This window comes from Actinoplanes sp. NPDC049548 (genome assembly GCF_040676695.1).
Lineage (GTDB): Bacteria > Actinomycetota > Actinomycetes > Mycobacteriales > Micromonosporaceae > Actinoplanes.
Genome location: NZ_JBFAPM010000033.1, coordinates 17,986 through 37,813 on the forward strand (window position 1 = coordinate 17,986; position 19,828 = coordinate 37,813).

The 19,828-nt window shown below is 71.1% G+C and carries 21 protein-coding genes and 1 tRNA gene; 11 read left to right on the forward strand and 11 right to left on the reverse strand.

The features are described 5' to 3' along the window. The first annotated feature begins 76 nt into the window (after positions 1-76). On the forward strand, positions 77-1,210 hold the full coding sequence (locus tag AB0J80_RS36385; protein ID WP_364714140.1) for a DUF4236 domain-containing protein: 1,134 nt from the start codon (positions 77-79) through the stop codon (positions 1,208-1,210). Between the two features lie 135 nt (positions 1,211-1,345). Continuing rightward, positions 1,346-1,418 (forward strand) — tRNA-Arg (locus AB0J80_RS36390). A gap of 229 nt (positions 1,419-1,647) precedes the next feature. On the opposite strand, the gene AB0J80_RS36395 is transcribed toward AB0J80_RS36390, so the two are convergent. Then, positions 1,648-2,517 carry a hypothetical protein gene (locus AB0J80_RS36395; protein WP_364714141.1) on the reverse strand — a complete coding sequence of 290 codons (870 nt, stop codon included), beginning with the start codon at positions 2,515-2,517 and terminating at the stop codon, positions 1,648-1,650. Positions 2,518-2,915: 398 nt separating this feature from the next. On the opposite strand from AB0J80_RS36395, the gene AB0J80_RS36400 reads away from it, so the two are divergent. After that, positions 2,916-3,125: a hypothetical protein gene (locus tag AB0J80_RS36400; RefSeq protein ID WP_364714143.1), complete on the forward strand. Its 210-nt coding sequence runs from the start codon at positions 2,916-2,918 to the stop codon at positions 3,123-3,125. A gap of 244 nt (positions 3,126-3,369) precedes the next feature. Here the strand turns inward: AB0J80_RS36400 and AB0J80_RS36405 are convergent, their stop codons facing one another. Further along, complete coding sequence (locus tag AB0J80_RS36405) at positions 3,370-4,575, reverse strand: NAD(P)/FAD-dependent oxidoreductase (RefSeq protein WP_364714145.1); 1,206 nt, start codon at positions 4,573-4,575, stop codon at positions 3,370-3,372. A gap of 109 nt (positions 4,576-4,684) precedes the next feature. Here AB0J80_RS36405 and AB0J80_RS36410 point away from each other — a divergent pair, with 109 nt between their 5' ends. The 3 genes from AB0J80_RS36410 to AB0J80_RS36420 are packed head-to-tail and all read left to right on the forward strand — an operon-like array spanning position 4,685 to position 5,971. Then, positions 4,685-4,987: a GNAT family N-acetyltransferase gene (locus AB0J80_RS36410; protein ID WP_364714147.1), complete on the forward strand. Its 303-nt coding sequence runs from the start codon at positions 4,685-4,687 to the stop codon at positions 4,985-4,987. Between the two features lie 46 nt (positions 4,988-5,033). After that, positions 5,034-5,372 carry a VOC family protein gene (locus AB0J80_RS36415; protein ID WP_364714149.1) on the forward strand — a complete coding sequence of 113 codons (339 nt, stop codon included), beginning with the start codon at positions 5,034-5,036 and terminating at the stop codon, positions 5,370-5,372. A gap of 41 nt (positions 5,373-5,413) precedes the next feature. Beyond that, positions 5,414-5,971 carry a hypothetical protein gene (locus tag AB0J80_RS36420; protein WP_364714150.1) on the forward strand — a complete coding sequence of 186 codons (558 nt, stop codon included), beginning with the start codon at positions 5,414-5,416 and terminating at the stop codon, positions 5,969-5,971. Here the strand turns inward: AB0J80_RS36420 and AB0J80_RS36425 are convergent. After that, a complete protein-coding gene (locus tag AB0J80_RS36425; RefSeq protein ID WP_364714152.1) occupies positions 5,966-6,841 on the reverse strand; it encodes a LysR family transcriptional regulator in 876 nt (291 codons plus the stop codon). The genes AB0J80_RS36420 and AB0J80_RS36425 overlap by 6 nt on opposite strands. Before the next feature lie 70 nt (positions 6,842-6,911). On the opposite strand from AB0J80_RS36425, the gene AB0J80_RS36430 reads away from it, so the two are divergent. Further along, a complete protein-coding gene (locus tag AB0J80_RS36430; RefSeq protein ID WP_364714154.1) occupies positions 6,912-7,280 on the forward strand; it encodes a nuclear transport factor 2 family protein in 369 nt (122 codons plus the stop codon). Continuing rightward, on the forward strand, positions 7,277-7,822 hold the full coding sequence (locus tag AB0J80_RS36435) for a hypothetical protein (protein WP_364714155.1): 546 nt from the start codon (positions 7,277-7,279) through the stop codon (positions 7,820-7,822). The genes AB0J80_RS36430 and AB0J80_RS36435 overlap by 4 nt, the downstream gene beginning before the upstream one ends. Here AB0J80_RS36435 and AB0J80_RS36440 read toward each other — a convergent pair. Both AB0J80_RS36440 and AB0J80_RS36445 read right to left on the reverse strand, forming a co-directional pair. After that, positions 7,809-8,405, reverse strand: coding sequence for a class I SAM-dependent methyltransferase (locus tag AB0J80_RS36440; protein WP_364714156.1), 597 nt, complete (start codon positions 8,403-8,405; stop codon positions 7,809-7,811). The two genes, AB0J80_RS36435 and AB0J80_RS36440, sit on opposite strands and share 14 nt — an antisense overlap. A gap of 4 nt (positions 8,406-8,409) precedes the next feature. Continuing rightward, on the reverse strand, positions 8,410-9,534 hold the full coding sequence (locus AB0J80_RS36445) for a CoA transferase (protein ID WP_364714158.1): 1,125 nt from the start codon (positions 9,532-9,534) through the stop codon (positions 8,410-8,412). 208 nt (positions 9,535-9,742) lie between these two features. On the opposite strand from AB0J80_RS36445, the gene AB0J80_RS36450 reads away from it, so the two are divergent. Next, positions 9,743-10,354, forward strand: coding sequence for a GNAT family N-acetyltransferase (locus AB0J80_RS36450; protein WP_364714159.1), 612 nt, complete (start codon positions 9,743-9,745; stop codon positions 10,352-10,354). Positions 10,355-10,367: 13 nt separating this feature from the next. Beyond that, entirely contained in the window at positions 10,368-11,462 is a 1,095-nt protein-coding gene (locus AB0J80_RS36455) for a crosslink repair DNA glycosylase YcaQ family protein (protein WP_364714160.1), read from the forward strand. A gap of 1 nt (position 11,463) precedes the next feature. Here AB0J80_RS36455 and AB0J80_RS36460 read toward each other — a convergent pair whose 3' ends face one another. The 4 genes from AB0J80_RS36460 to AB0J80_RS36475 all read right to left on the reverse strand — a co-directional run bounded on the left by AB0J80_RS36460 (position 11,464) and on the right by AB0J80_RS36475 (position 16,722). Beyond that, positions 11,464-11,760, reverse strand: a complete 297-nt coding sequence (locus tag AB0J80_RS36460) for a DUF3040 domain-containing protein (RefSeq protein ID WP_364714162.1) — start codon at positions 11,758-11,760, stop codon at positions 11,464-11,466. A gap of 98 nt (positions 11,761-11,858) precedes the next feature. Continuing rightward, the gene (locus tag AB0J80_RS36465; protein ID WP_364714163.1) at positions 11,859-13,109 is read right to left on the reverse strand and encodes a bifunctional glycosyltransferase family 2/GtrA family protein; all 1,251 of its coding nucleotides are present in this window, start codon (positions 13,107-13,109) and stop codon (positions 11,859-11,861) included. 321 nt (positions 13,110-13,430) lie between these two features. Further along, complete coding sequence (locus AB0J80_RS36470) at positions 13,431-15,569, reverse strand: glycosyltransferase family 39 protein (RefSeq protein ID WP_364714164.1); 2,139 nt, start codon at positions 15,567-15,569, stop codon at positions 13,431-13,433. Between the two features lie 73 nt (positions 15,570-15,642). Further along, positions 15,643-16,722, reverse strand: a complete 1,080-nt coding sequence (locus AB0J80_RS36475) for a 3-deoxy-7-phosphoheptulonate synthase (RefSeq protein ID WP_364714165.1) — start codon at positions 16,720-16,722, stop codon at positions 15,643-15,645. 276 nt (positions 16,723-16,998) lie between these two features. On the opposite strand from AB0J80_RS36475, the gene AB0J80_RS36480 reads away from it, so the two are divergent. Continuing rightward, positions 16,999-17,403 carry a hypothetical protein gene (locus AB0J80_RS36480; protein ID WP_364714167.1) on the forward strand — a complete coding sequence of 135 codons (405 nt, stop codon included), beginning with the start codon at positions 16,999-17,001 and terminating at the stop codon, positions 17,401-17,403. Here AB0J80_RS36480 and AB0J80_RS36485 read toward each other — a convergent pair. After that, positions 17,350-18,840 carry a HAMP domain-containing sensor histidine kinase gene (locus AB0J80_RS36485; protein WP_364714184.1) on the reverse strand — a complete coding sequence of 497 codons (1,491 nt, stop codon included), beginning with the start codon at positions 18,838-18,840 and terminating at the stop codon, positions 17,350-17,352. The two genes, AB0J80_RS36480 and AB0J80_RS36485, sit on opposite strands and share 54 nt — an antisense overlap. A 76-nt stretch (positions 18,841-18,916) precedes the next feature. Continuing rightward, positions 18,917-19,654, reverse strand: a complete 738-nt coding sequence (locus AB0J80_RS36490; protein WP_364714168.1) for a response regulator transcription factor — start codon at positions 19,652-19,654, stop codon at positions 18,917-18,919. Between the last annotated feature and the right edge of the window lie 174 nt (positions 19,655-19,828).

Here is a 19,828-nt window from a genome sequence, read left to right on the forward strand (position 1 = left end):
CGTCCGGACCTTCAGACGACTCCGTTTCGTCTGGTCAGCCGACTCGCAGGCGACTGGTTGACCGTACGGTGTCTTTGTGGGGTTCTCGGTCAAGATCGCGCCTGGGGTACGAATTAGGGCGTCTTCTCGTGGCATCCGGACAAGTCTCGGCCCTCGAGCCGCGCGTGTGCACTTCGGCGCGGGTCGCACGGGTGTGTCGACCGGTATCGGCCCGGTTGGTCTCTACACCTCGGTCGGTGGTGGCAGGCGCAGCAGTAACCGTGGCAGCGCGATGTCAGCTCAGGCTGCTTATCAGCGGCAACTGGCAGCCCAGCAGCGGCGGGCCGCCCAGGCGGAGAAGGCTGCAGTAGCGCAGCAACTCGCTGATGCCTTCCTGCGAATTCTTGCGCTCCACCGAGTTGATTTTCCGATCGCGCAGCGCCCGCTGGCTCCGGAACCGGCATTGCCTGATCGAGCAGCGATCTATGCCCGCTACGAGAAGCAGACTCTGAACGGTATCGGCATGTTCAAGCGGTCCGAACGTGCTGCCGCAAAGCAGCGGGCCGCGACTTGGGCAGATGCCGAGATGGCCAGGCAGTGGCAGGTTCTCAAGGGGCAGCAGGCTCAGTGGCAGCAGGCGTTGGACGAGCAATGGCAGCTTCTCTGCAGGAACGATCCCGACATGGTTCTCCAGACCTTGGCGGCGGCCTTCGAGGACAACGAAGCGCCGTCGGCGGCCGTCGGGGTAAGCGGGGCAGAGGTGTCATTGGTTTTGCTGGTACCAGCGGTGTCCTCAGCGGTTCCAGAGCAGATGCCGGCTCACACCGCGGCGGGCAACCTGTCGCTGAAGAAGCTCACCCAGACGGCCAGGGCAGACTTCTACAAGCAGTTCGTCTGCGGCCAGATCCTCGTGACCTTACGGGAGACATTCGCGGTTGCACCTGCTCTGATGTCCGCCCGGGTTGTAGTCCTCCGCAACGACGGCATCGACGTGTACGGCCGACCCGCGATGCCATGTCTGGCCGCCGTCAATGTCAGCCGGGAGGCGTTACTCGGCGTGCGGTGGAATGACGCGGGTGCCGTCGAGATCCTGAACGCGGTGGCTCGGGAGGTTCTGTTGAATCAGAAGGGTCGAAGCAAGGAACTGGCGCCCCTCGACCTGGCGACCGAGCCGGACATCACCGCTGTCATCAAGGCTGTCGATCTGGAAGATCTTGCAGCTGAAGGATGACTTCGCGTTGAGCCCGTGGGAGTACTCCGCGAGCTCACATGTGCGGTCGGGGCGGTCGGCTGCGACGCCGTCGGGCACAGGCCGGGGTTATCCGGTGCTGTCGGTCACCGCCGGTCGGGTAGGATCAGCACTCGCGCCCTCGTAGCTCAGGGGATAGAGCAACGGTTTCCTAAACCGTGTGTCGCAGGTTCGATTCCTGCCGGGGGCACCTGCCACACCAGCGAGAACACTCGCTGACCACGCAATGAGTAAGACGCTCGGTGAGCCGTCGCGTGCAGCCGTATGCCACTCGATGCGGCCGTCTGTCGCCGGCGGAACCGGCGTGTCGGCGCCGGAGGACTGCTGAGCTTTGCGCCGCACGGTAACGCCCTGGTCGAGACCGACGTCCCGACCAGAGCGTTCTGAACGCGATCAACGGATCCTGTGAGGAGCGGGCGCTACAGTCCAGGAAGCGCTGCGCTGTCTGCCTGGCCTCCGGCAGCCGGTTCGTGCTTGACGGCTCGCCGGCTCCAGCTCCAGTCGCGGATCAGCACCTCGTGCTGCGGCGCCCACGTCGCCGTGGCACCGGGGTAGATCGAGATGGCCTCGGCCTGCAGGCGGGCGGACACGTCGGTGCCCCAGCCGCTCTTGGGCGTCACCGAGTACGGGGCCTTCAGATTCACGCCGTCGATGATCAGCTGAACCTTCTGCTTGACCGGGTCGACCATGAACGAGACGTCGTGCCACGCCGTGTCCGGCTCGAGGTATCCGCCCGGGGCCCAGCTGCCCCCGTTGGCGCTGGTCCAGACAAGGATCTGGCCGAAGTTCGACTGCCACGGGTTGAGCACCCACTGGAAAGCCGTGCCATGGTCGACACGCGTGTCGGCGCCGTCCCACACGAACAGGCCACCCTCGACGGTCTGCGCGTTGCGGGGACCACCGGCGGTGGACGGCACGTACGGCATCTGGAACGAGAACCCTGCCCGGTGCACCGTCTTCATCATCGACACGTCGGTCACCCGCTTGAACGAGATCACGTGAGCCATGACGCCCCGGTTGAGGACGTTGGTGCGCAGACTCGAGTCGGTTCCCCGGTTCTCGACAGCGATGTCGGCACTGGTGACCGGTGCCTGGCCGGCGGCGGCGTACACGCCGTCACCCACCTCGGTGGTCCATCCGGAGAGGTCCGTGCCGGACTCGGCCGTCACGGTGGCCATCGCGGGCGCCGTAACGCCGGCCGAGATGGCCGTTCCCAGGGCGACGCCTGCCGCGACCAGCGAGAGGAAGCGGCGACGGCTGGTTACGGTACGTGTCTTGAGCTGTTCCATAACTACGTACGGTAATGACCGCAACCCCTCCCGTACCTCCGCCAATCGGGCAATTTGCCCTCAGCGGTGCAGCCGTGGCCCTCGGCATACCCGGCAGGTCCGAGGGTGTCAGCGCGCTGCACACCGCATTCATGCAGCCAGTGCAACACTCTCTGTGATGGCGGTAATTAACTCTTTGTTATCGGGGCCGCTCCGCGCCGTGACGGCGTGCTCAGCGTCCGCCAGCTCGGCCTCGCGGGGTCGTCCGACCTGCAGGTCGTTTCTCACAGGTGCGACGGCAACCTGCATGCTGCTCGAGGACAGGCACGAGCTGACCTCACGCGAGGTGCTGGCCGCCAAACCGGGGATCGGCGTCGACGTGCTCGCCGACCGCCGGGACGAGCTGCACAAGCTTCACGGTGGTGCTGATCGTCGCCCTGATCGGCCTGACCGCGCTGGTCGCCGTGGGCAGCACGGCGGCGTCGCCGGTCGTCGAGCGGACCCGCGAGTCCTGCTTGTTGCCGGCCGTCGGGCTCACCTGGCTACGGACGATGCCGACCGTCGAGTCCAGCCGCTACGGCGTCATCGGCGCCGGGTTGCGGCTGCTCATCGGCGTCCCGTACGCGTAGCTGGCGGTCCGGACGATAGACCTGGACGCGCCGCTGCAGCTGCCGGTCGGTCAGCTGGCGGCGGTCTTCCTGTCCCTGGTCGTGTTCACCGCTGGCGGGGTTCTGCCGGCCCGGCGCGGGGCGCAGGTGAGCCCGGTGACCGCGCCGGCCGGCGAGTAGGGGACCGGATCCGCCTGTCGGCTCGAGTGTCCGCCGTCCGGCGGCGTGGTGGTCCCGGTGGAGAAAGGGGGGTGGGCGGACCTCGCTACGGCGCCGCGTGGCCTGCGAGGCGGGCCAGGTTCTCCGGGGCGAAGAACTCGGCCGGCGACGTCACCCCCGAATTGAGCCGGGCGAAAGCGTCCATCCCCTCCTGGTTCCCGGCGATCGCGGACACCAGCTGCACCATCTGCTCGTCCGGCGGCTGCAGCGAGGCGATTTGCAAGGTCATCTGATACACCGGCATGGCCCGTGCGTCGCGGGCTGAGTGGTATTCGGCCATCGCCGACTCGTACGGTGCCTTGCCTGCCAACGCGGCGTCGAGTGCCTGGGCACACCGTTCGGCGTCCAGGAATGCGTCGGTGATTCCCTGGGCGGTGATGAAGTCGCGGCTGTAGCCCGCGTCCCCGACCAGGGCCCAGCCCGGGCCGTACGGTGTTCGGAAGTAGTTCGGCACCGACGTGCCGGCCAGGCGTTCCTCGCGCTTGGCGTCGCGGATCCGCTCGGCGAAGGCGGGGGACAGCTCGAACGTCTCCATGAGCGTGGCCTCGACGTCGCTGCGGTGCTCGGCGAGCTCTGCGTACGGCCAGCCGCCGATCACCAGGGTGAGGTCGTCGTTGGTGGGGCAGACCGCCCAGCCGCGGCCCGGCCTGCTGTACGCCTCGAACGTGTCGGTCGGCAGGTTGCTCCAGTACGAGTAGTACCCGACGGTCAGCGGGGCGTGGTCCTCGTACTGGGCCGGGTTGACCGTCTTGGCCACCACGGAGTTGCGGCCGTCCGCGCCGACGACCACGCGGGCGTGTTCCACGACGGATCTTCCGCCCTGGTCGTGGCCTCGGATGCCGGTCACCCGGCCGTCCTCGACCAGCACCTCTTCGACGGTGAAGCCCTCGCGGACCTCGGCGCCGGCGGCTGCGGCCGCGTCCACGAGGATCTTGTCGAGCAGGTGGCGTCGCGGGGCGTACGCGTACGGTGAGTCCGCGGTGCCCGGGGCTCCGGCGACGGTGAGCGGTCCGAAGTCGAAGGAGTAGCGGCCGACCGGCGGGCATCCCGTCGCCGCCACCCGGTCGAGCAGGCCCCAGCGGCGCAGGGCCGCTGCGCCCGGCGGGTGGATGACGTGGGTGGACACTGTGTCGCTCGGGAACTTCGCCCGGTCCACCAGGAGGACCCGGTGGCCCTGGCGGCTCATCATCATCGCCAGCGGTGATCCGGCGCACCGTGCACCGACCACGATGACGTCGTACGTCTGATCCATCGAGTTGGTCCCCCTGTTCGTTGCGACCATCGTGGAGGATCACCGGGCCGCTGTCGATCGGCGCAACGTACCGGCCTCGGCGACGACCGCATCGTGGTTGGATGGTGGGGTGGAGATCGCGGTTACCGACGTGCCCGAGCGGGAGCGTTTCGAGGCGCGCGACGAGGAAGGCGCCCTCGCCGGCGTCCTCACCTATCAGCTGACCGGCGGCATCGTGGCCTATACGCACACCACCGTCGATCCGCAGTTCGAGGGTCACGGGGTCGGGTCGGCGCTGGCCCGGGCGGCGATGGACGATGCGCGGGCCAAGGGGCGGACCGTCGTGCCGATCTGTCCTTTCCTTGTCGGCTGGCTGGAGAAGCATCCCGGGTACGAGGCGATGCTGGCCAGGTCGACCCGGAGGATCAAGTAGACGGCGGTGATTGAGCCGGGCGCGCGTGCGGCGTACCGTCCCCGCCATGCCGACCTACGTCAAGAGCGTGACCTTCGACTGCCGGGATGCGCTGGTCGTCGCCGAGTTCTGGGCCGCGGCGCTCGGTGGGGAGGTCGACGAGGAGTCCACCTCCGCCAAGGCCTTCGTCGAGGCGCCCGGGTGGGGTGGGCCGAACCTGTGGTTCCAGAGCGTTCCGGAGCCCCGTACCGTCAAGAACCGCATGCATTTCGACCTGCGGGCCCCCGGCAGTGTCGAGGACGAGGTGGCGCGGCTCGCCGCGCTCGGTGCGACCGTCGCGGCGAAGCATGGAGAACTCACGGTCATGCAGGATCCCGAGGGCAACGAATTCTGCGTGGAGCGGTAGTTGCGCCATCACCGTCGGCTCGTCGTCGCGTTTGACGGGCCATGAGCGTGATCGATCTGGACCGGCCGGCCACCGTGCGGTCGACGCCGGCCCGCCGCCGCGCCGCGAACGTGGTGGTCGCTGTCGCGGTCTTCGTGGCCGGGGGTGCGGGGACGTCCGTGTGGGACAGCTGGCAGGCGGGCAGGGAGCGCAGCAGTGAGGTGTCCGTGCTGGTCCTGGCCGATACCGGACCGCGGGCCAACGATGCCGGGGTGGGCGGGGTGGTCGCGGGCGGCAAGGTCGTCGACGCGTCGCTCACGCGCCGGGTCACGCTGGTGAACGCCGGTCCGCTGCCGATCGATGTGCGCGAGCTGCGGTTCTCGCGGGGCGGGCTGACCGTCCGGACCGCCGAGAAGCAGCGCCTGATCAGGCAGGGGCAGGCGGTGCAGGCCGAGGCTGACGTCCGGGTCGTCTGCGCCCGGGGGCTGCCGATCGGCCGGTTGCCGGTCGAGCTGTTCGTCCGGACGAACGACGATCGGGAACGGACCGCTGTGGCCGTACTGGATGCCCGGGACTGGAATGAGCAGGCGCGCGTCGCCTGCGCGGGCGATCTCCTATAGCGCGAACGCCCGGCCGCAGTGGGGCAGCAGCGCGCGCAGCACCGTGCTCTCCTCCTTGCGCCAGACGAGGGCCAGCAGCGCCGGCACGTCGACGCCCTCGATCGGGACGGCGGTCAGCTCCGGGTGGTCGGCGGCCATGGACGCGCTCAGCACCGCCACTCCCAGCCCGCGGGCGGCGAGGTCGGCGACCGCGCCCGGCGCCGTCGCCTGCAGGGCGACGTTCGCCCGGATGCCCTCCGCGGCGCAGGCCTGGTCGAGCACGCTGCGGATCCCGGTGCCGGGCGGCAGGCAGATCAACGGGTACGCGCAGAGCCGCCGCAACGTCACCTCCTCCTTCGCCGCCACGGCATGCCCCTCCGGCGCCAGGGCGACCAGCCCCTCGCTGACGACGATGTGTGACGCCAGGTCCCCGGGCAGCCCGCCGGCCGCCCCGACCAGGGCGATGTCGACGTGTCCGGCGCGGACGTCCTCGATCAGCACATCGGAGTTCGCCTCGCTGAGGGCCACCTCGATCCGCGGGAACGCGCGGTGGAACGACGCCAGCGCGGCGAACAGCGGCGTGACCGTGCAGCCGGTGACCATGCCGAGCCGGAGCTTGCCGCGGACGAGCCCCGTGACGTCGTCGATCGCCTGCCGGACCGCCTCCGCGGCGGCCAGCGCCTGCCGGGCGTGGGGCAGGGCGGCGGCACCGGCCGCCGTCAGCCGTACCATGCGCGACGAGCGGTCGAACAGCTCGGCGCCGAGCTCCTTCTCGAACTGGCGGATCTGCGCGCTGACACCCGACTGGGTGATGTGCACGCGCTCGGCGGCTTTGGTGAAGTTGGCCTCCTCGGCCACCGCGACGAAGTATTCGAGCTGCCGCAGATCCATGACTGCGGATCATAGCTGATGCGAAAACTATTTGTTGGACTTGTCGCCCCGGGGAAGGAACGGTGGAGACATGACCGAACGCGAGAAGGCCCGTACGCCCGAAGACCTGACCCGGCTGTTCGTCGACCGGGCGAACGCCAAGGACGCCGAGGGGTTGTCCCTGCTGTACGAGGAGGACGCCGTGATGGCGTACCCGCCGGGCAGCCGGACCGTCGGCAGGGAGGCCATCCGGAAGTTCTGGGAAGAAGCCCTGCCGCACCTGCCGGCGTTCGAACCGGAGACCCCGCTGCCGACGCTGGTCAGCGGAGACCTGGCGCTGACCTCGACCCCGCCCAGGGACGGCGCGGGTGCGCGGGCGCAGGTCGTCCGCAGGCAGAGCGACGGCACCTGGCTCCGCGTGCTCGACCAGCCCGAGTTCGTCACCCCGAGCGGTCGATGAGCGCTGTCAGCTGGGAAGACTTCGCGCGGCTCGCCGGCGCGCCGGTCACGATGACACTGCGGGGACGCGTGGAGTCCTCCGACGGCGTGACCGAACGAATGACGTTCGTTCCGCCGGACAACTGGCGCATCGAGGACGACCGCGGCCGGCTGCGGTATCTGGCGAACGACACCGGCCACTATCAATGGCCGGAAGCGGGCGGTGACGAGCCCGCCTGCTTCCAGCCGCGCCGGCCCGGGTTCTGGCATTCCGGCGGCTCCATCAGTACGGACCTGGTGCGGCCGCGCGAGCTGACCGACCCGAGGGACGACGACTTCACCCGTCCCGCCGGCCCGGTGGAGCAGGTCACCGTCCTCGGCCGGCCGGCGTGGCAGGTCCTGCTCCTGCCGCCGCCCCGCAAGCCGCAGCCGGTCTGGCAGGTGCTCGACGTCGAGAGCGGCGTGATCCTGGCCTACCGCTCCCCGGACGGCGTGCCGCTGCTGGCGTTCACGGAGCTGGTGGCGGGTGCGCCGGTGCCTCCGGAGACGTTCACGACCCGTTGACGGCGAGGACGTCGAAGACGTGCCAGTGCTTCGGGCCGCTGTAGGCGGGACCGTCGGCGTCCTCCTCGACGAACGACCGGACCTCCAGGCCGTCCAGCAGCGCGCGGACGTCGGCCTCGCTCAGGTACGTCTGGCCCGGCGTACCCGCCCACGAGTCGTTCTCGCCGAACAGGTTGACGGCGAGGACGGCGCCGGGCCGCAGTGCCTTCCGCACCAGCTCCCACACGCGGTCGAACGACGTTCGATCCTGGTACGGCAGCGAGTACCCCGCGTAGACGAGGTCGGCGGGCGGCAGGTCGACGAGGTCGGTGTAGTGGCGTACGTCGACCGTCAGCCTGCGGTGGAAGCCGCCGACCGTGCGGGCGACCACGGCTGCGGTGTCCGGGGAGCCGTCGACGGCGTGCACCCGCCAGCCGGCGTCGAGCAGCGCCTTCGTCTCGACACCCGCGCCGCAGCCGAGGTCGATCGCCGTACGGGAGGAGCCGGGTCCGGCCGCCGCCATCGCGGCCAGGCACAGCGGACGGACCGGGCGCCCGCCCTGCACGCCGTTGAACTCGATCCAGTGGTCGTCGTCGTGCAGCATCGCCTCAGTCCCGCATCAGCCAGTCACGGATCTCGGCACCGTGCTCGTCCAGGCCGGGCGGCGGCAGCCGGTAGTCCGCCGGCGTCCGCGACAGCGTGATCGGGTTGCGCACACCCGGCATCCCGCCCGCCTCGACCACCGGGTCCAGGCCGAGCCGCGCGGCCAGGGCCACGCCGCCGTCGATCGTGTTGATCGGAGCACACGGTACGCCCACGGCCAGCAGCTCGCGGAACCACTCGTCCTTCGTGCGCCCGGCGAGCGCCTCGGTCAGCAGCGGGCGCAGCTGCTCGCGGTTGGCGGTGCGGTCCCGGTTGCGCCGGAAGCGCGGGTCGTCCGGGAGCTCCGGCCGTCCCAGCACCTGGCACAGCTTGCGGAACTGCCCGTCGTTGCCGGCGATGACGATCAGCTCGCCGTCCGAGGTGGGCAGCGGGTCGTACGGGAACAGGCTCGGATGCGCGTTGCCCATGCGGTACGGGACGGTGCCGCCGGCGACGTAGCCGCTCGAGTGGTTGACCAGCCCGGACAGGATCGACGACAGCAGGTTGACCTCGACGTGCTGCCCGGCGCCGGAGCGCGCACGGTGGTGCAGGGCGGCGAGGATGCCGACGTTCGCGTGCAGCCCCGCCAGCACGTCGACGACCGAGATGCCCGCCCGGTACGGCGGCCCGTCCGGTTCCCCGGTGAGGCTCATCAGCCCGGAGATCGCCTGCACCATGAGGTCGTAGCCGGGTAGGTCCGCGCCCGCGCCGCCGCCGAAGCCGCTGATCGAGGCGTACACGATCCGGGTGTTGACGGCCGCGACCGAGTCGTAGTCGAGGCCGAAGCGGTCGAGCCCGCCCGGCCGGAAGTTCTGGATCATCACGTCGGCGCGCCGGGCCAGGCGCCGCGCCACCTCCAGGTCCGCGGGGTCTCTCAGGTCCAGGACGATCGAGCGCTTGTTGCGGTTGACCCCCAGGTAGTACGTGGAGACGCCGTCGCGGACCGGGGGCATCCAGGCGCGGGTGTCGTCGCCGCCCGGACCCTCCACCTTGATCACCGTGGCGCCCAGGTCGGCGAGCAGCATCGTCGCGTACGGGCCGGCGAGGACTCGGGAGAAGTCCGCGACGAGCAGTCCGTCCAGGGGGCCCATGGTCCGCCTCCATACTCGATGAGACACCTGTCGATAAGTTGACAGGTGGTATCCACGGCCGTTCCCGCGCCGGGCCGCAACCCCGGGCCACCGTTGGACTTTGCGGGAAACCGCACCCATCCTGACCGACGCCTCCGGGACTCACTCACCCGGCGGGAAGGTGTTGCCTACTGGCAGGAACCGGGTGCTTACGGGCAGGATCGGGCGCATGACGACCACCGGCCGCCTGCCGTACCCGATCTCGCTGACCGGGGACGGCATCACCCTGCGCGAGTGGCGGGACGAGGACCTCGACGAGCTCGTGGCGATGCTCGACGAGCCCGACATCGCCCGGTGGACCCCGATGCCGTCGCCGTTCGACACCGAGGCCGGAGTCGCCTACCTGAAACGCGCACGGCAGGGCCGGGTCAGCGGGCAGCGCATCCAGCTCGCGATCACCACCGACGGCGGTAAGCCGCTCGGCGAGGTGCTGCTCTTCGGCGTCGACGCCGGCCTGCGGGAGGCCGAGCTCGGCTATCTCGTGGGTGCCCAGCACCGTCGGCGAGGGCTCGCGAGCGCGGCCCTCGCTCTGCTTTCCGGGTACGCCCGCAGCACGCTCGGCCTCAGCCGCCTGCTCCTGCGCATCGACCCGGGAAACACGGCCAGCACCGCGGTGGCGCGCCGATGCGGCTACCGGCTGACCGGTGAACCGCCCATCCTGCAGGAGGGTCCGTACGGCCCCAGCAGCCTGGACACCTGGGAACTGATCGCCACGGGCGTCGGCAGCCGGATGGAACGGCTGAGAAATGTCGCAGCCCGGCGGTACGGTCGTCGCGGGTGATCGGAGGTGCCGCATGGACGTCGACCGCGAACGGGTGATGGCCTATCGGGTGACCGCGCTGGGCCTGGCCGAGCGCGGCGGGCAGCGGCCGGGCGACCTGCCCGTGCTCGACCTCGGCGTGCAGGAGTACACGCCGGGCTCGGTCCAGGTGGCCCTGGCGGCGCGCACCGCCGCCGCCCTCGGCGACGACCGTCTCATCATGGTGTGGGCCGCCCGCGGCGCGCCGCACCTGCACCGCAAGCGTGACCTGAAGAAGCTGGTCAAGGCGCTGTGGCCGGTCAGCGACGCCGACGCCTCGGCCCGGATCAACAGCGCCCAGATCGCCGAAGGCGTCAAGCTCGGCATCAAGGCGTTCGAGGCGACCGCGACGGCGTTCCGCGAGGTGGTGAAGACCTCCATGCCGCGCGGCGAGGTCAGCACCGAGGTCAGCCGGCGGGTGCCGCGCGAGCTGACGTACGACTGCCGCACCTGCGGCGCCCGGCACATCGCCGGCAACGTCTGGCAACACTCCGGGCTGGCCGGGGGAGTGCAGGTCGAGTCGCGCGGGCGGGACGCCACCCTCGGGCCGATCCCCGGTGCGCCGCCCCAGCCCACGGCGAACGAGGGCATCGACGATCTGATCACCACGTACCTGCGGCTGCTGGGCCCGGCCGGCCCGGCCGAGGTGGCGAAATACCTGGGCAGCTCGACCGCCGAGATCAAGAAGGTCTGGCCCGCATCGGGGCTGGACGAGGTGCGCGTGGACGGACGCAAGGCGTGGTTGCCGTCGAAGTCGGTGCCGGCGCTGGCCGCGGCCGAGCCGGTCGCCGGCGTGCGCTTCCTGCCCGGGATGGACCCGCTGCTGCAGGCCCGGGACCGCGACGTGCTGGTGCCGGAGCGCGCCCGGCAGAAGGAGGTCTGGCGCATCCTCGGCAACCCGGGGGTGATCCTGGTGGACGGCGAGATCGCCGGCGTGTGGCGGGCCAAGATGGCTGGACGCAAGCGGGTGGACCTGACGGTGACGCCGTTCGGGACGCTTACCGCCAAGGTGCGTAAGGCCCTCGAGGGCGAGGCCGCGGAGGTGGCGCGCGCCCGGGACGTTCCGGACGCGGCCGTGACGTTCGGCTGAGCTACCAGACCGGGGGCAGGATGTCCGGTCCGCCGCGGTGGGACGGGCGGCAGCGGTAGCCGAGCGCGACCATGATGACCAGAGCCCAGACCCCGGCGACTATCGCGGCGGCCCACCAGCCCAGCACGGCCAGGATCAGCGCCGTCGCCCAGACCACTGTGGCGGCCAGGATCAGCGAGACGGGTACCGGTTTGCGATGCGGACGGCCGCCGGACATGCGGGAGCAGAAGTCGGGGTCTTCGCGGCGGAGCTGCCGTTCCAGCTGAGCCAGCCGGCGGCTGTCTTCCTTGTTGAGCATGTCGCACCTCCGGCGGGGCCCGGACTGTAGGGGCACGACGACCGGGACGCGAAACCATCCCGGTCGATGCCCCTATTGTTACCCGTAGGTCACGGAATTCATACCGTTGAGGGGGTTGTGTTCATGTTCGGTTCGTGAGCGGCCCGGAACACCCAGCTGCGCATGAGAAGGAAGCGGACGCCGGTGGCCACCAGGTTGGCGACCACGAGAACGGCCAGCTCGAGCGCCGTTGCCGGGGTGGTCAAGGCGTGCAGCAGGGCCAACGAACCACTGGTCAGGCCCAGGCCGACGGCGAGAACCACGAGACCCTGCACCTGATGCCGCCACGCGCCGCCGGTGCCGCGTACCCGGAATGTGAGCCGGCGGTTGGCCGCCGTGTTGGCGACCGCGGTGAGGAGCAGAGCGACCAGGTTCGCCCATTGCGGACCGGCGCCGTTCCGCAGCACGGCATAGAGCATCAAGTACGCGAGAGTGCTCGCCACACCGACCGCGGCGAAGCGCAGCAGCTGCCCGGCCAGCCCCGCCGGCACCCCCGCCACGGGCAAGGGGTTGCGCCCGAGCTGCTCGCGAAGCGCGGCCAGGGGAAGCCGGCCGGTGCCGAGCGCGCGGGTGAGCCGGGCGATGCCCCGCAGGTCCGCCAGCGCCGTCGCCACGATGTCGACTCGACTGTCCGGATCGTCCACCCAGTCCACCGGTACCTCGTGGATGCGCAGGCCGGCCCGCTCGGCCAGCACCAGCATCTCGGTGTCGAAGAACCAGCCGGTGTCCTCCACCATCGGCAGCAGCCGCTCGGCCACGTCCCCGCGGATCGCCTTGAACCCACACTGCGCGTCGGAGAACCGGGCCGACAACGTCCCCCGCAGAATCAGGTTGTAGCTGCGCGAGATGAACTCCCGCTTCGCGCCCCGGACCACCCGCGACCCGCGAGCCAGCCGCGAACCGATCGCCAGATCCGAATGCCCCGAGATGAGCGGCGCCACCAGCGGCAACAGGGCGCCGAGATCCGTCGACAGGTCCACATCCATGTACGCCAGCACCGCCGCGTCGGAGTGCGTCCACACGTGCTTGAGAGCCCGCCCGCGACCCTTCTCGGCCAGATGCACCGCGGCGACCTCGCGCAGGTCCCCGGCGAGCCGGCGAGCCACGTCCGCCGTCGAGTCGGTGCTCGCATTGTCCGCGATGGTGATCCGGAACGGGTACGGGAACGCGTCCGTCAGGTACGCATGCAGCCGCCGGACACACGGCTCGAGGTCGATCTCCTCGTTGTAGACCGGAACGACGACATCGAGCACCGGGGCGGTGATCCCGACCGGCCCGGACACCTGCGAGGGCAATGTGGAAAGGCTCATGCCATCAAGGTCGACGTCGCGGCTTTGCCCGATGTGTGGCAACCCTGTGCCGGGCCTGTGAGTGCGCGCCGGGCCGTCTCGAAAACCCATTCGTAAGAGCAGGATGCCGCAGCGGGGTGGGGGGTACAAACCGCTGCTCACGCCGAGGGCCGGGGCGGGCCGGGCACGGGCGCGGGGCGCCCGGAACGCCCGGCCCACCCCGGCGACGTGCGTGATGGGTTGCGCCCATCGAAGATCAGAGCGTGCAGCGATAGCGCGGTGGGGTGGCACGCCGAAGGCGGCCCCCGTCACCGGGAGCCGCCTGGCGGTTGTCGTGCTCGGTCACCGGGTGGTCAGGTCGTAGATCGTCACTCCGTTCACGGTCTGCGCCTGGTAGGTCGCGGCGACCCACTCGGCGATCTGCGAGCTCGAGTTGCTGCCGCCGTTCGCGCCGCCCCGGCCGCCGAAGCCGCCGCCACCGATGAAGTAGTGGATCTTGCCCTCGGCGACGTACTGCTGGAACTGCGCGAGGGTGGGGGACGGGTCGCTGCCGTTGAAGCCGCCGATCGCCATGACCGGGTCCTCGGTCGCGAGCTGGTAGCCCGAGGCGTTCTGCGACCCGACGGCGGCCGCGACCCAGGTGTACTGGTCGGCGTTCGCGTCGAGAAGGGCCTTCATCTCGTCGCTGACCGTCGCGGCGTCGAGCAGCCCGCCCATACCGCCGCCGCGGCTGCCCGCGAAGCCGCCCGGTCCCGGAACACCGTTCGTCGCGCTGTTCGTGCTCCCGTTCGTTCCGCCTGGTGCGGGAACGCCGTTCGTTCCGCCCGGGACACCACCGCCGGGGAAGCCGCCGCCCGGCACGCCGCCGCCGGGGAAGGCGCGGCCGCCGCCCGGGAAGCCGCCGCGCATGCCACCCGGCCCGCCGCGTCCACCGCCGGGACCGAAGCCCGCGCCCTGCACCGCCGGCCCGGCCGAGGGGATCGACCCGGTGTGCGGCTCCGAAACTGTCTGGACCGCGTACGCCGCCGGCCCGGCCAGCACCGCCGCGAGTGCGACACCGGCGAAGACCACCGCAACCTTCGCGGGCAGCCGCAGCGAGGCGAGCACACCCGCTGCCGCCACGGCCCCACCGATCAGCACGACCCAGCGCAGCCACGGCACGAAGTCCGGGCTCCAGCCCAGCAGGTGCCACGACCACCAGGCGGTCACCCCGATCGCCGCCGCCAGGGTGACCGCCGCGAACGGGTTGCGCCGGGCCCGCCACAGCAGGACAGCGCCCATGCCGACCACCGCGCCCACCGCCGGGGCGAGCGCCACGGTGTAGTACGCGTGGAAGATGCCCTGCATGAAGCTGAACACCAGCCCGGTCCCGACCAGCCACGCGCCCCACAGGATCAGGCCCGCCCGCAGCCGGTCGGTGCGCGCCGCGCGTACGGTCAGGACGAGCCCCGCGACGAGCACGATCAGCGCCGCCGGGAGCAGCCAGGAGATCTGACCGCCCTGGGCAGTGTCGAACATCCGCAGCAGACCGGTCGAACCCCAGTTGCCGCCGCCGTTGCCGCCGCCACCGCCGCCTACGCTGCCGGTCTCGTTGCCGCTGAGGCGGCCCAGGCCGTTGTAGCCCAGGGTGAGCTCCAGCAGGCTGTTGTTCTGTGAGCCGCCGATGTAGGGCCGCATGGAGGCCGGCACCAGCTCGACGATCGCGATGTACCAGCCCGCCGACACGACGAGCGCGAGGCCGGCGAGGAACAGCTGCCCGATCCGCTTGCCGAGTTTCGGTGGGCCTGCGACCAGGTACGCGAGGGCGTACGCGGGCACCACCAGCAGCGCCTGCAGCATCTTGGTGAGGAAGCCGAAGCCGACGAAGACCCCGGCCAGCATCAGCCACTTCGTCGAGCCGTTCTCGATCGCCCGCACCGTGGCGTACGCGCCGGCCACCATGAGCAGCACCAGCAGCGCGTCCGGGTTGTTGAAGCGGAACATCAGGACCGCGATCGGCGTCAGGGCCGAGACCGTGCCGGCGATCAGGCCGGCCGCCGGGCCGTACCAGCGGCGGACCGTGATGAACAGCAGGCCGACGGTGGCTACGCCCATCAGGGCCTGGGGGACGAGGATGCTCCACGAGCTGAGGCCGAAGATCCGTACGGACAGCGCCATGACCCACAGCGAGGCGGGCGTCTTGTCGACGGTGATGGAGTTGGCCGCGTCGGACGAGCCGTAGAAGAAGGCCTTCCAGCTCTCCGAGCCGGCCTGGACCGCCGCCGAGTAGAAGGCGTTGCCCCAGCCGGAGGCGCCCAGGCCCCAGATGTAGAGCACGCCCGTCAGGAGCAGCAGGGCGAGGAGCGCGGGCCGGACCCACGCTGCGTCCTCCGCGCGGCCGCGGAGGAACACCGACCAGCGGGACCGGGGGCGCGCGGCGGGGGGCTCAGCCGGTGGGGACACCGGCTCCACCATCGGCGGTACGGGCAACGTCGAGGTCATCGAGGGTCCTTAAGGCAGGCGGAAGCACTGACCCTCGTACTGTCTTCCGCCCGCCTGTCGGGCCCTTATGCCGTTACTGTGCGGCCCCTGTGAAGCCGGAACGCCGCTTCGCCGAGGCCGCGGCCAGGCGCTCCAGGACGCCCACGGTCGGCTCCCAGCCCATGCAGGCGTCGGTGACGCTCTGGCCGTACGTGAGGTCACCGCCCAGGTCCTGACGGCCCGGGATGAGGAAGCTCTCCAGCATCACGCCGCGGATGCCCTGCTGGCCCGCCTCGAGCTGGCCCGCGACGTCGTCGGCCACGATCGGCTGGCGAAGGTGGTCCTTGTTGCTGTTGCCGTGCGAGCAGTCGACGACGACCCGTTCGGGGAGGCCGGCCTTGCGCAGCAGCTCGAGCGAGCCCTGGACGTCCTCGGCGCTGTAGTTGGGGCCCTTGCCGCCGCGCAGCACCAGGTGGCAGTCGGGGTTGCCGGCCGTGTGCATGATCGCCGGGGTGCCGGAGACGTCGATGCCGGGGAAGACGTGCGGGGCGGCGGCGGCGTTGATCGCGTCGATCGGGGTGCTGATGCTGCCGTCGGGGCGGTTCTTCATGCCGATCGGCATGGACAGGCCGGAGGCGAGCTGGCGATGCACCTGCGACTCCACCGTACGGGCACCGATCGCGCCCCACGCCACCGTGTCGGCGATGTACTGCGGGGTGATCGGGTCGAGGAACTCCACCGCCACGGGCAGGCCCCGTTCGAGCACCTGGAGCAGCAGTGACCGGGCCACGCGCAGCCCTCGGCCGACGTCGCCCGTACCGTCCAGAGCCGGGTCGTTGATCAGGCCCTTCCAGCCGACCGTCGAGCGTGGTTTCTCGAAGTAGACCCGCATGACGACCAGCAGGTCGTCGGCGAGGCGCTCCTTCTCGGCGGCGAGGCGGTCGGCGTACTCGGCGGCGGCGACCGGGTCGTGCACCGAGCAGGGGCCGACGACGACGAGCAGGCGGGGATCTCGGCCGTCGAGCACGGCCTCCACCTGGCGGCGGCTGTCCAGCACGCTCGCCGAGAGCTCGTGGGTCAGCGGGAGCTCGTGGTGGAGCAGGGCGGGGCTCATGAGCGGGACGACGCGGTCGATGCGGTGGTCGCTGACCCGCTGCACCTCGGGGATGGTCACGGTGACTTCCTTCTCCTCCGCCGGCTCCCGGGACCGGCGTCCCCGGGCTTGGGCCGGCTCGTTGCAAACGAAAAGGCAGCGACGCTGCGTCGCTGCCTCTGCCGGCCCTGCGGGGGTGTCTCAGGTCATGACCTCATGGCCGAGCCACCGGCGGAGCCGGCCTCGTAAACCACGAATACCAACGGGACACGCGGACATGGTAGCCCATGCGCGCCGCACAGTGTCCGTCAGCCGGGGTATGGGCACATGCAAGTTGCGTGTGCTGACATGAGACGCATGAACAACGCGAGCCCGCCGCACCTCCTCGACGACCTGTCCGAGCTGTCCCCGGCGGAGCGCTGGCAGGCGGTGTCCGTGGTGGTGCTCCGAGTCTGGGAGACGCCCCAGGTGCTGCTGCGCGAGATCCCGCCCGCGCAGGCGCTCGCCGCTGTCGCAGCCATCGCGGCGGGGCTGCCGGGCGCACAGGGGCGGCCGTGGCTCGACGACCGGCTGCGCTCCGCCGCCGTCACCGGAGTCACCGGCGAGCTGGCGGGCCGTGCCCTGTGCGCCCTCGACGTCCTGGTCGGCCGCGACAGCGAGTCCGTGCCGCTGGAGCTGCACGTCTCGGACGGCGACGCGGCCGGTGCGCTACTGGACGACCTGCGGGACGTGCTCATGGACGGCATCCGTCTCGGCCGGTAGCGCCCGGATCAGCGGCAGCCGCACGGTGAACTCCGTACGCCCCGGCACGCTGTCCACCCCGACCGTCCCGCCGTGCGCCGTCACCACGGCGTGCACGATCGACAGGCCCAGGCCGGTGCTGCCCGCCGCCCGCGAGCGGGAGCTGTCCCCGCGCGCGAACCGTTCGAAGATGTGCGGCTGCAGCTCGGCGGGGATGCCCGGTCCGGCGTCCGTCACCCGGATGACCGCCGCGTCGGCCTCCGCGGCCACGCCGACGGTCACGGTGGTGCCTTCGGGCGTGTGCGTACGCGCGTTGCCGAGCAGGTTCGCGAGCACCTGGTGCAGCCGCTGGCCGTCACCGGTGACCGTGACCGGCTCCTCGGGCAGGTCGAGCTGCCAGTCGTGGCGCGGGCCGGCGGCGTGCGCGTCGCTGACCGCGTCGACCACCAGCATCGTCAGGTCGACCGGGTCGTGTGCCAGCGGCCGGCCGGCGTCCAGGCGGGCGAGCAGCAGCAGGTCCTCGACCAGCGCGGTCATCCGCTGCGCCTCGGACTCGACGCGGCGCAGGACGTGGCCGATCTCCTCCGGCACCTCGGTGCGGCTGCGGCGGCTCAGCTCGGCGTAGCCCCGGATCGCGGCGAGCGGGGTTCGCAGCTCGTGGCTGGCGTCGGCGACGAACTGGCGTACCTGCATCTCGCTGGCGTGCCGCGCCTCCAGGGCGTTGCCGACGTGGTCGAGCATGCGGTTGAGCGCGGCACCGACCGCACCGACCTCGGTACGGGGATCGGTGTCGGTCTCCGGCACCCGCTGCGCGAGGTCCACCTCTCCGCGGTCGAGCCGCAGCTCGGAGACCTTGGTCGCGGTGGCCGCGACCCGGCTCAGCGGCTTGAGGTTGCGGCGGATGATCACGGCCCCGGCCCACCCGGCGGCGATGAGGGCCAGCAGCACCGCACCCCCGGTCACCCCGGCCACAGCCAGCAGCGTCTGCTGCGTGTCCCGCAGGGGAATACCGGTGACGATCATCGCGCTGCCGTCCGGGGTCAGGGTGCTGACCACCCGGTAGTCGTCCAGGTCGCCGCCGAGGTCGACATCGACGTGGCTGCGGTCGGGCGTCAGCTTCGACAACGCCGTCACCGCCGCCGGGGGAGCAGCGCTGTACTCGTTGCGCTGGTCCCGGGCTGTCTCGGCGCGCTGGTACTTCACGACGCCCCCGCCGAGCTGGGAGACCGTCCCGCCATCGGACCGGTAGACGAGGATGATCCAGCCGGTCTGGGCGCCGGGCGGCGGCTCGGTGGCGGTGTTGAAGCGTAAGAAGCCGCCGGGGCCGCGGGGACCGCCCAGGGCCCGCTGGCTTGCCTCGTCGAGCTGGGTGTCCACCCGCTTGTAGAGGGTGTTGTGCAGGTAGATCTCGGCGGTGCCGCCGACCACCAGGCCGAGGACGGTCAGCAGGACGACCATGATGGCGATCAGGCGGGTCCGCAGCGACCAGCCCGCGGGCGTTCGCCTGCGGGCCGGGTGGTCGAGGGCCGGCACGTCAGTCCGCCGGCTTCAGGACGTATCCCGCGCCGCGCATGGTGTGGATCATCGGGGCACGGCCCGCGTCGATCTTCTTGCGCAGGTACGAGATGTAGAGCTCCACGACGTTGGCCTGGCCGCCGAAGTCGTAGTTCCACACCCGGTCCAGGATCTGGCTCTTGCTCAGCACCCGGCGGGGGTTGCGCATCAGGTAGCGCAGCAGCTCGAACTCCGTCGCCGTCAGGGTGACCAGGTCGCCGCCGCGGCGGACCTCGTGGCTGTCCTCGTCGAGGGTGAGGTCGCCGACGACGAGCTCGGAGTCGGTCCGCATGGGCGAGCGGCCCATGCGCCGCATCAGGCCGCGCAGCCGGGCGACGACCTCCTCGAGGCTGAACGGCTTGGTGACGTAGTCGTCGCCGCCGGCGGTGAGGCCGGTGATCCGGTCCTCGACCGAGTCCTTGGCGGTCAGGAACAGCACGGGGACCTCGGGCGTCTCGCCGCGCAGCCGGCGCAGCACCTCGAGGCCGTCGATGTCCGGCAGCATCATGTCGAGGACGACGGCGTCGGGCCGGAAGTCGCGCGCGGTGCGGACGGCCGTCTGACCGTCGCCCGCGCTGCGCACGTCCCAGCCCTCGTAGCGCAGTGCCATGGACAGCAGCTCGGCGAGGGTGGGCTCGTCGTCGACCACGAGGACCCGGACCGGGCTGCCGTCGGGCCGCCGGAGCTCGCTGCTGGGGTCTGCGTTCGCCATCGTCATGCCCCTACTGTCGTGGCCCGCGCTATGCGACGGCTTTCGGCTTCCTGTGTAGCACCTGTGGCTGTCCCCGACGGGCGGATGAAGACGATCAGCCGGATGGCCGGCCTGGCGGTGGCCGCGAGGCCGAAGCGGCCGCGGCGAGTGCCGGCGCTGAGCGTGTCGAAACGGACTAAG

Coding starts and splice junctions, on each gene's coding strand:
- AB0J80_RS36395 (WP_364714141.1), bottom strand. CDS start 2,517: ATGGAACAGCTCAAGACACGTACCGTAACCAGCCGTCGCCGCTTCCTC.
- AB0J80_RS36405 (WP_364714145.1), bottom strand. CDS start 4,575: ATGGATCAGACGTACGACGTCATCGTGGTCGGTGCACGGTGCGCCGGA.
- AB0J80_RS36415 (WP_364714149.1), top strand. CDS start 5,034: ATGCCGACCTACGTCAAGAGCGTGACCTTCGACTGCCGGGATGCGCTG.
- AB0J80_RS36420 (WP_364714150.1), top strand. CDS start 5,414: ATGAGCGTGATCGATCTGGACCGGCCGGCCACCGTGCGGTCGACGCCG.
- AB0J80_RS36425 (WP_364714152.1), bottom strand. CDS start 6,841: ATGGATCTGCGGCAGCTCGAATACTTCGTCGCGGTGGCCGAGGAGGCC.
- AB0J80_RS36430 (WP_364714154.1), top strand. CDS start 6,912: ATGACCGAACGCGAGAAGGCCCGTACGCCCGAAGACCTGACCCGGCTG.
- AB0J80_RS36435 (WP_364714155.1), top strand. CDS start 7,277: ATGAGCGCTGTCAGCTGGGAAGACTTCGCGCGGCTCGCCGGCGCGCCG.
- AB0J80_RS36440 (WP_364714156.1), bottom strand. CDS start 8,405: ATGCTGCACGACGACGACCACTGGATCGAGTTCAACGGCGTGCAGGGC.
- AB0J80_RS36445 (WP_364714158.1), bottom strand. CDS start 9,534: ATGGGCCCCCTGGACGGACTGCTCGTCGCGGACTTCTCCCGAGTCCTC.
- AB0J80_RS36450 (WP_364714159.1), top strand. CDS start 9,743: ATGACGACCACCGGCCGCCTGCCGTACCCGATCTCGCTGACCGGGGAC.
- AB0J80_RS36455 (WP_364714160.1), top strand. CDS start 10,368: ATGGACGTCGACCGCGAACGGGTGATGGCCTATCGGGTGACCGCGCTG.
- AB0J80_RS36460 (WP_364714162.1), bottom strand. CDS start 11,760: ATGCTCAACAAGGAAGACAGCCGCCGGCTGGCTCAGCTGGAACGGCAG.
- AB0J80_RS36465 (WP_364714163.1), bottom strand. CDS start 13,109: ATGAGCCTTTCCACATTGCCCTCGCAGGTGTCCGGGCCGGTCGGGATC.
- AB0J80_RS36470 (WP_364714164.1), bottom strand. CDS start 15,569: ATGACCTCGACGTTGCCCGTACCGCCGATGGTGGAGCCGGTGTCCCCA.
- AB0J80_RS36480 (WP_364714167.1), top strand. CDS start 16,999: ATGAACAACGCGAGCCCGCCGCACCTCCTCGACGACCTGTCCGAGCTG.
- AB0J80_RS36485 (WP_364714184.1), bottom strand. CDS start 18,840: ATGGTCGTCCTGCTGACCGTCCTCGGCCTGGTGGTCGGCGGCACCGCC.
- AB0J80_RS36490 (WP_364714168.1), bottom strand. CDS start 19,654: ATGACGATGGCGAACGCAGACCCCAGCAGCGAGCTCCGGCGGCCCGAC.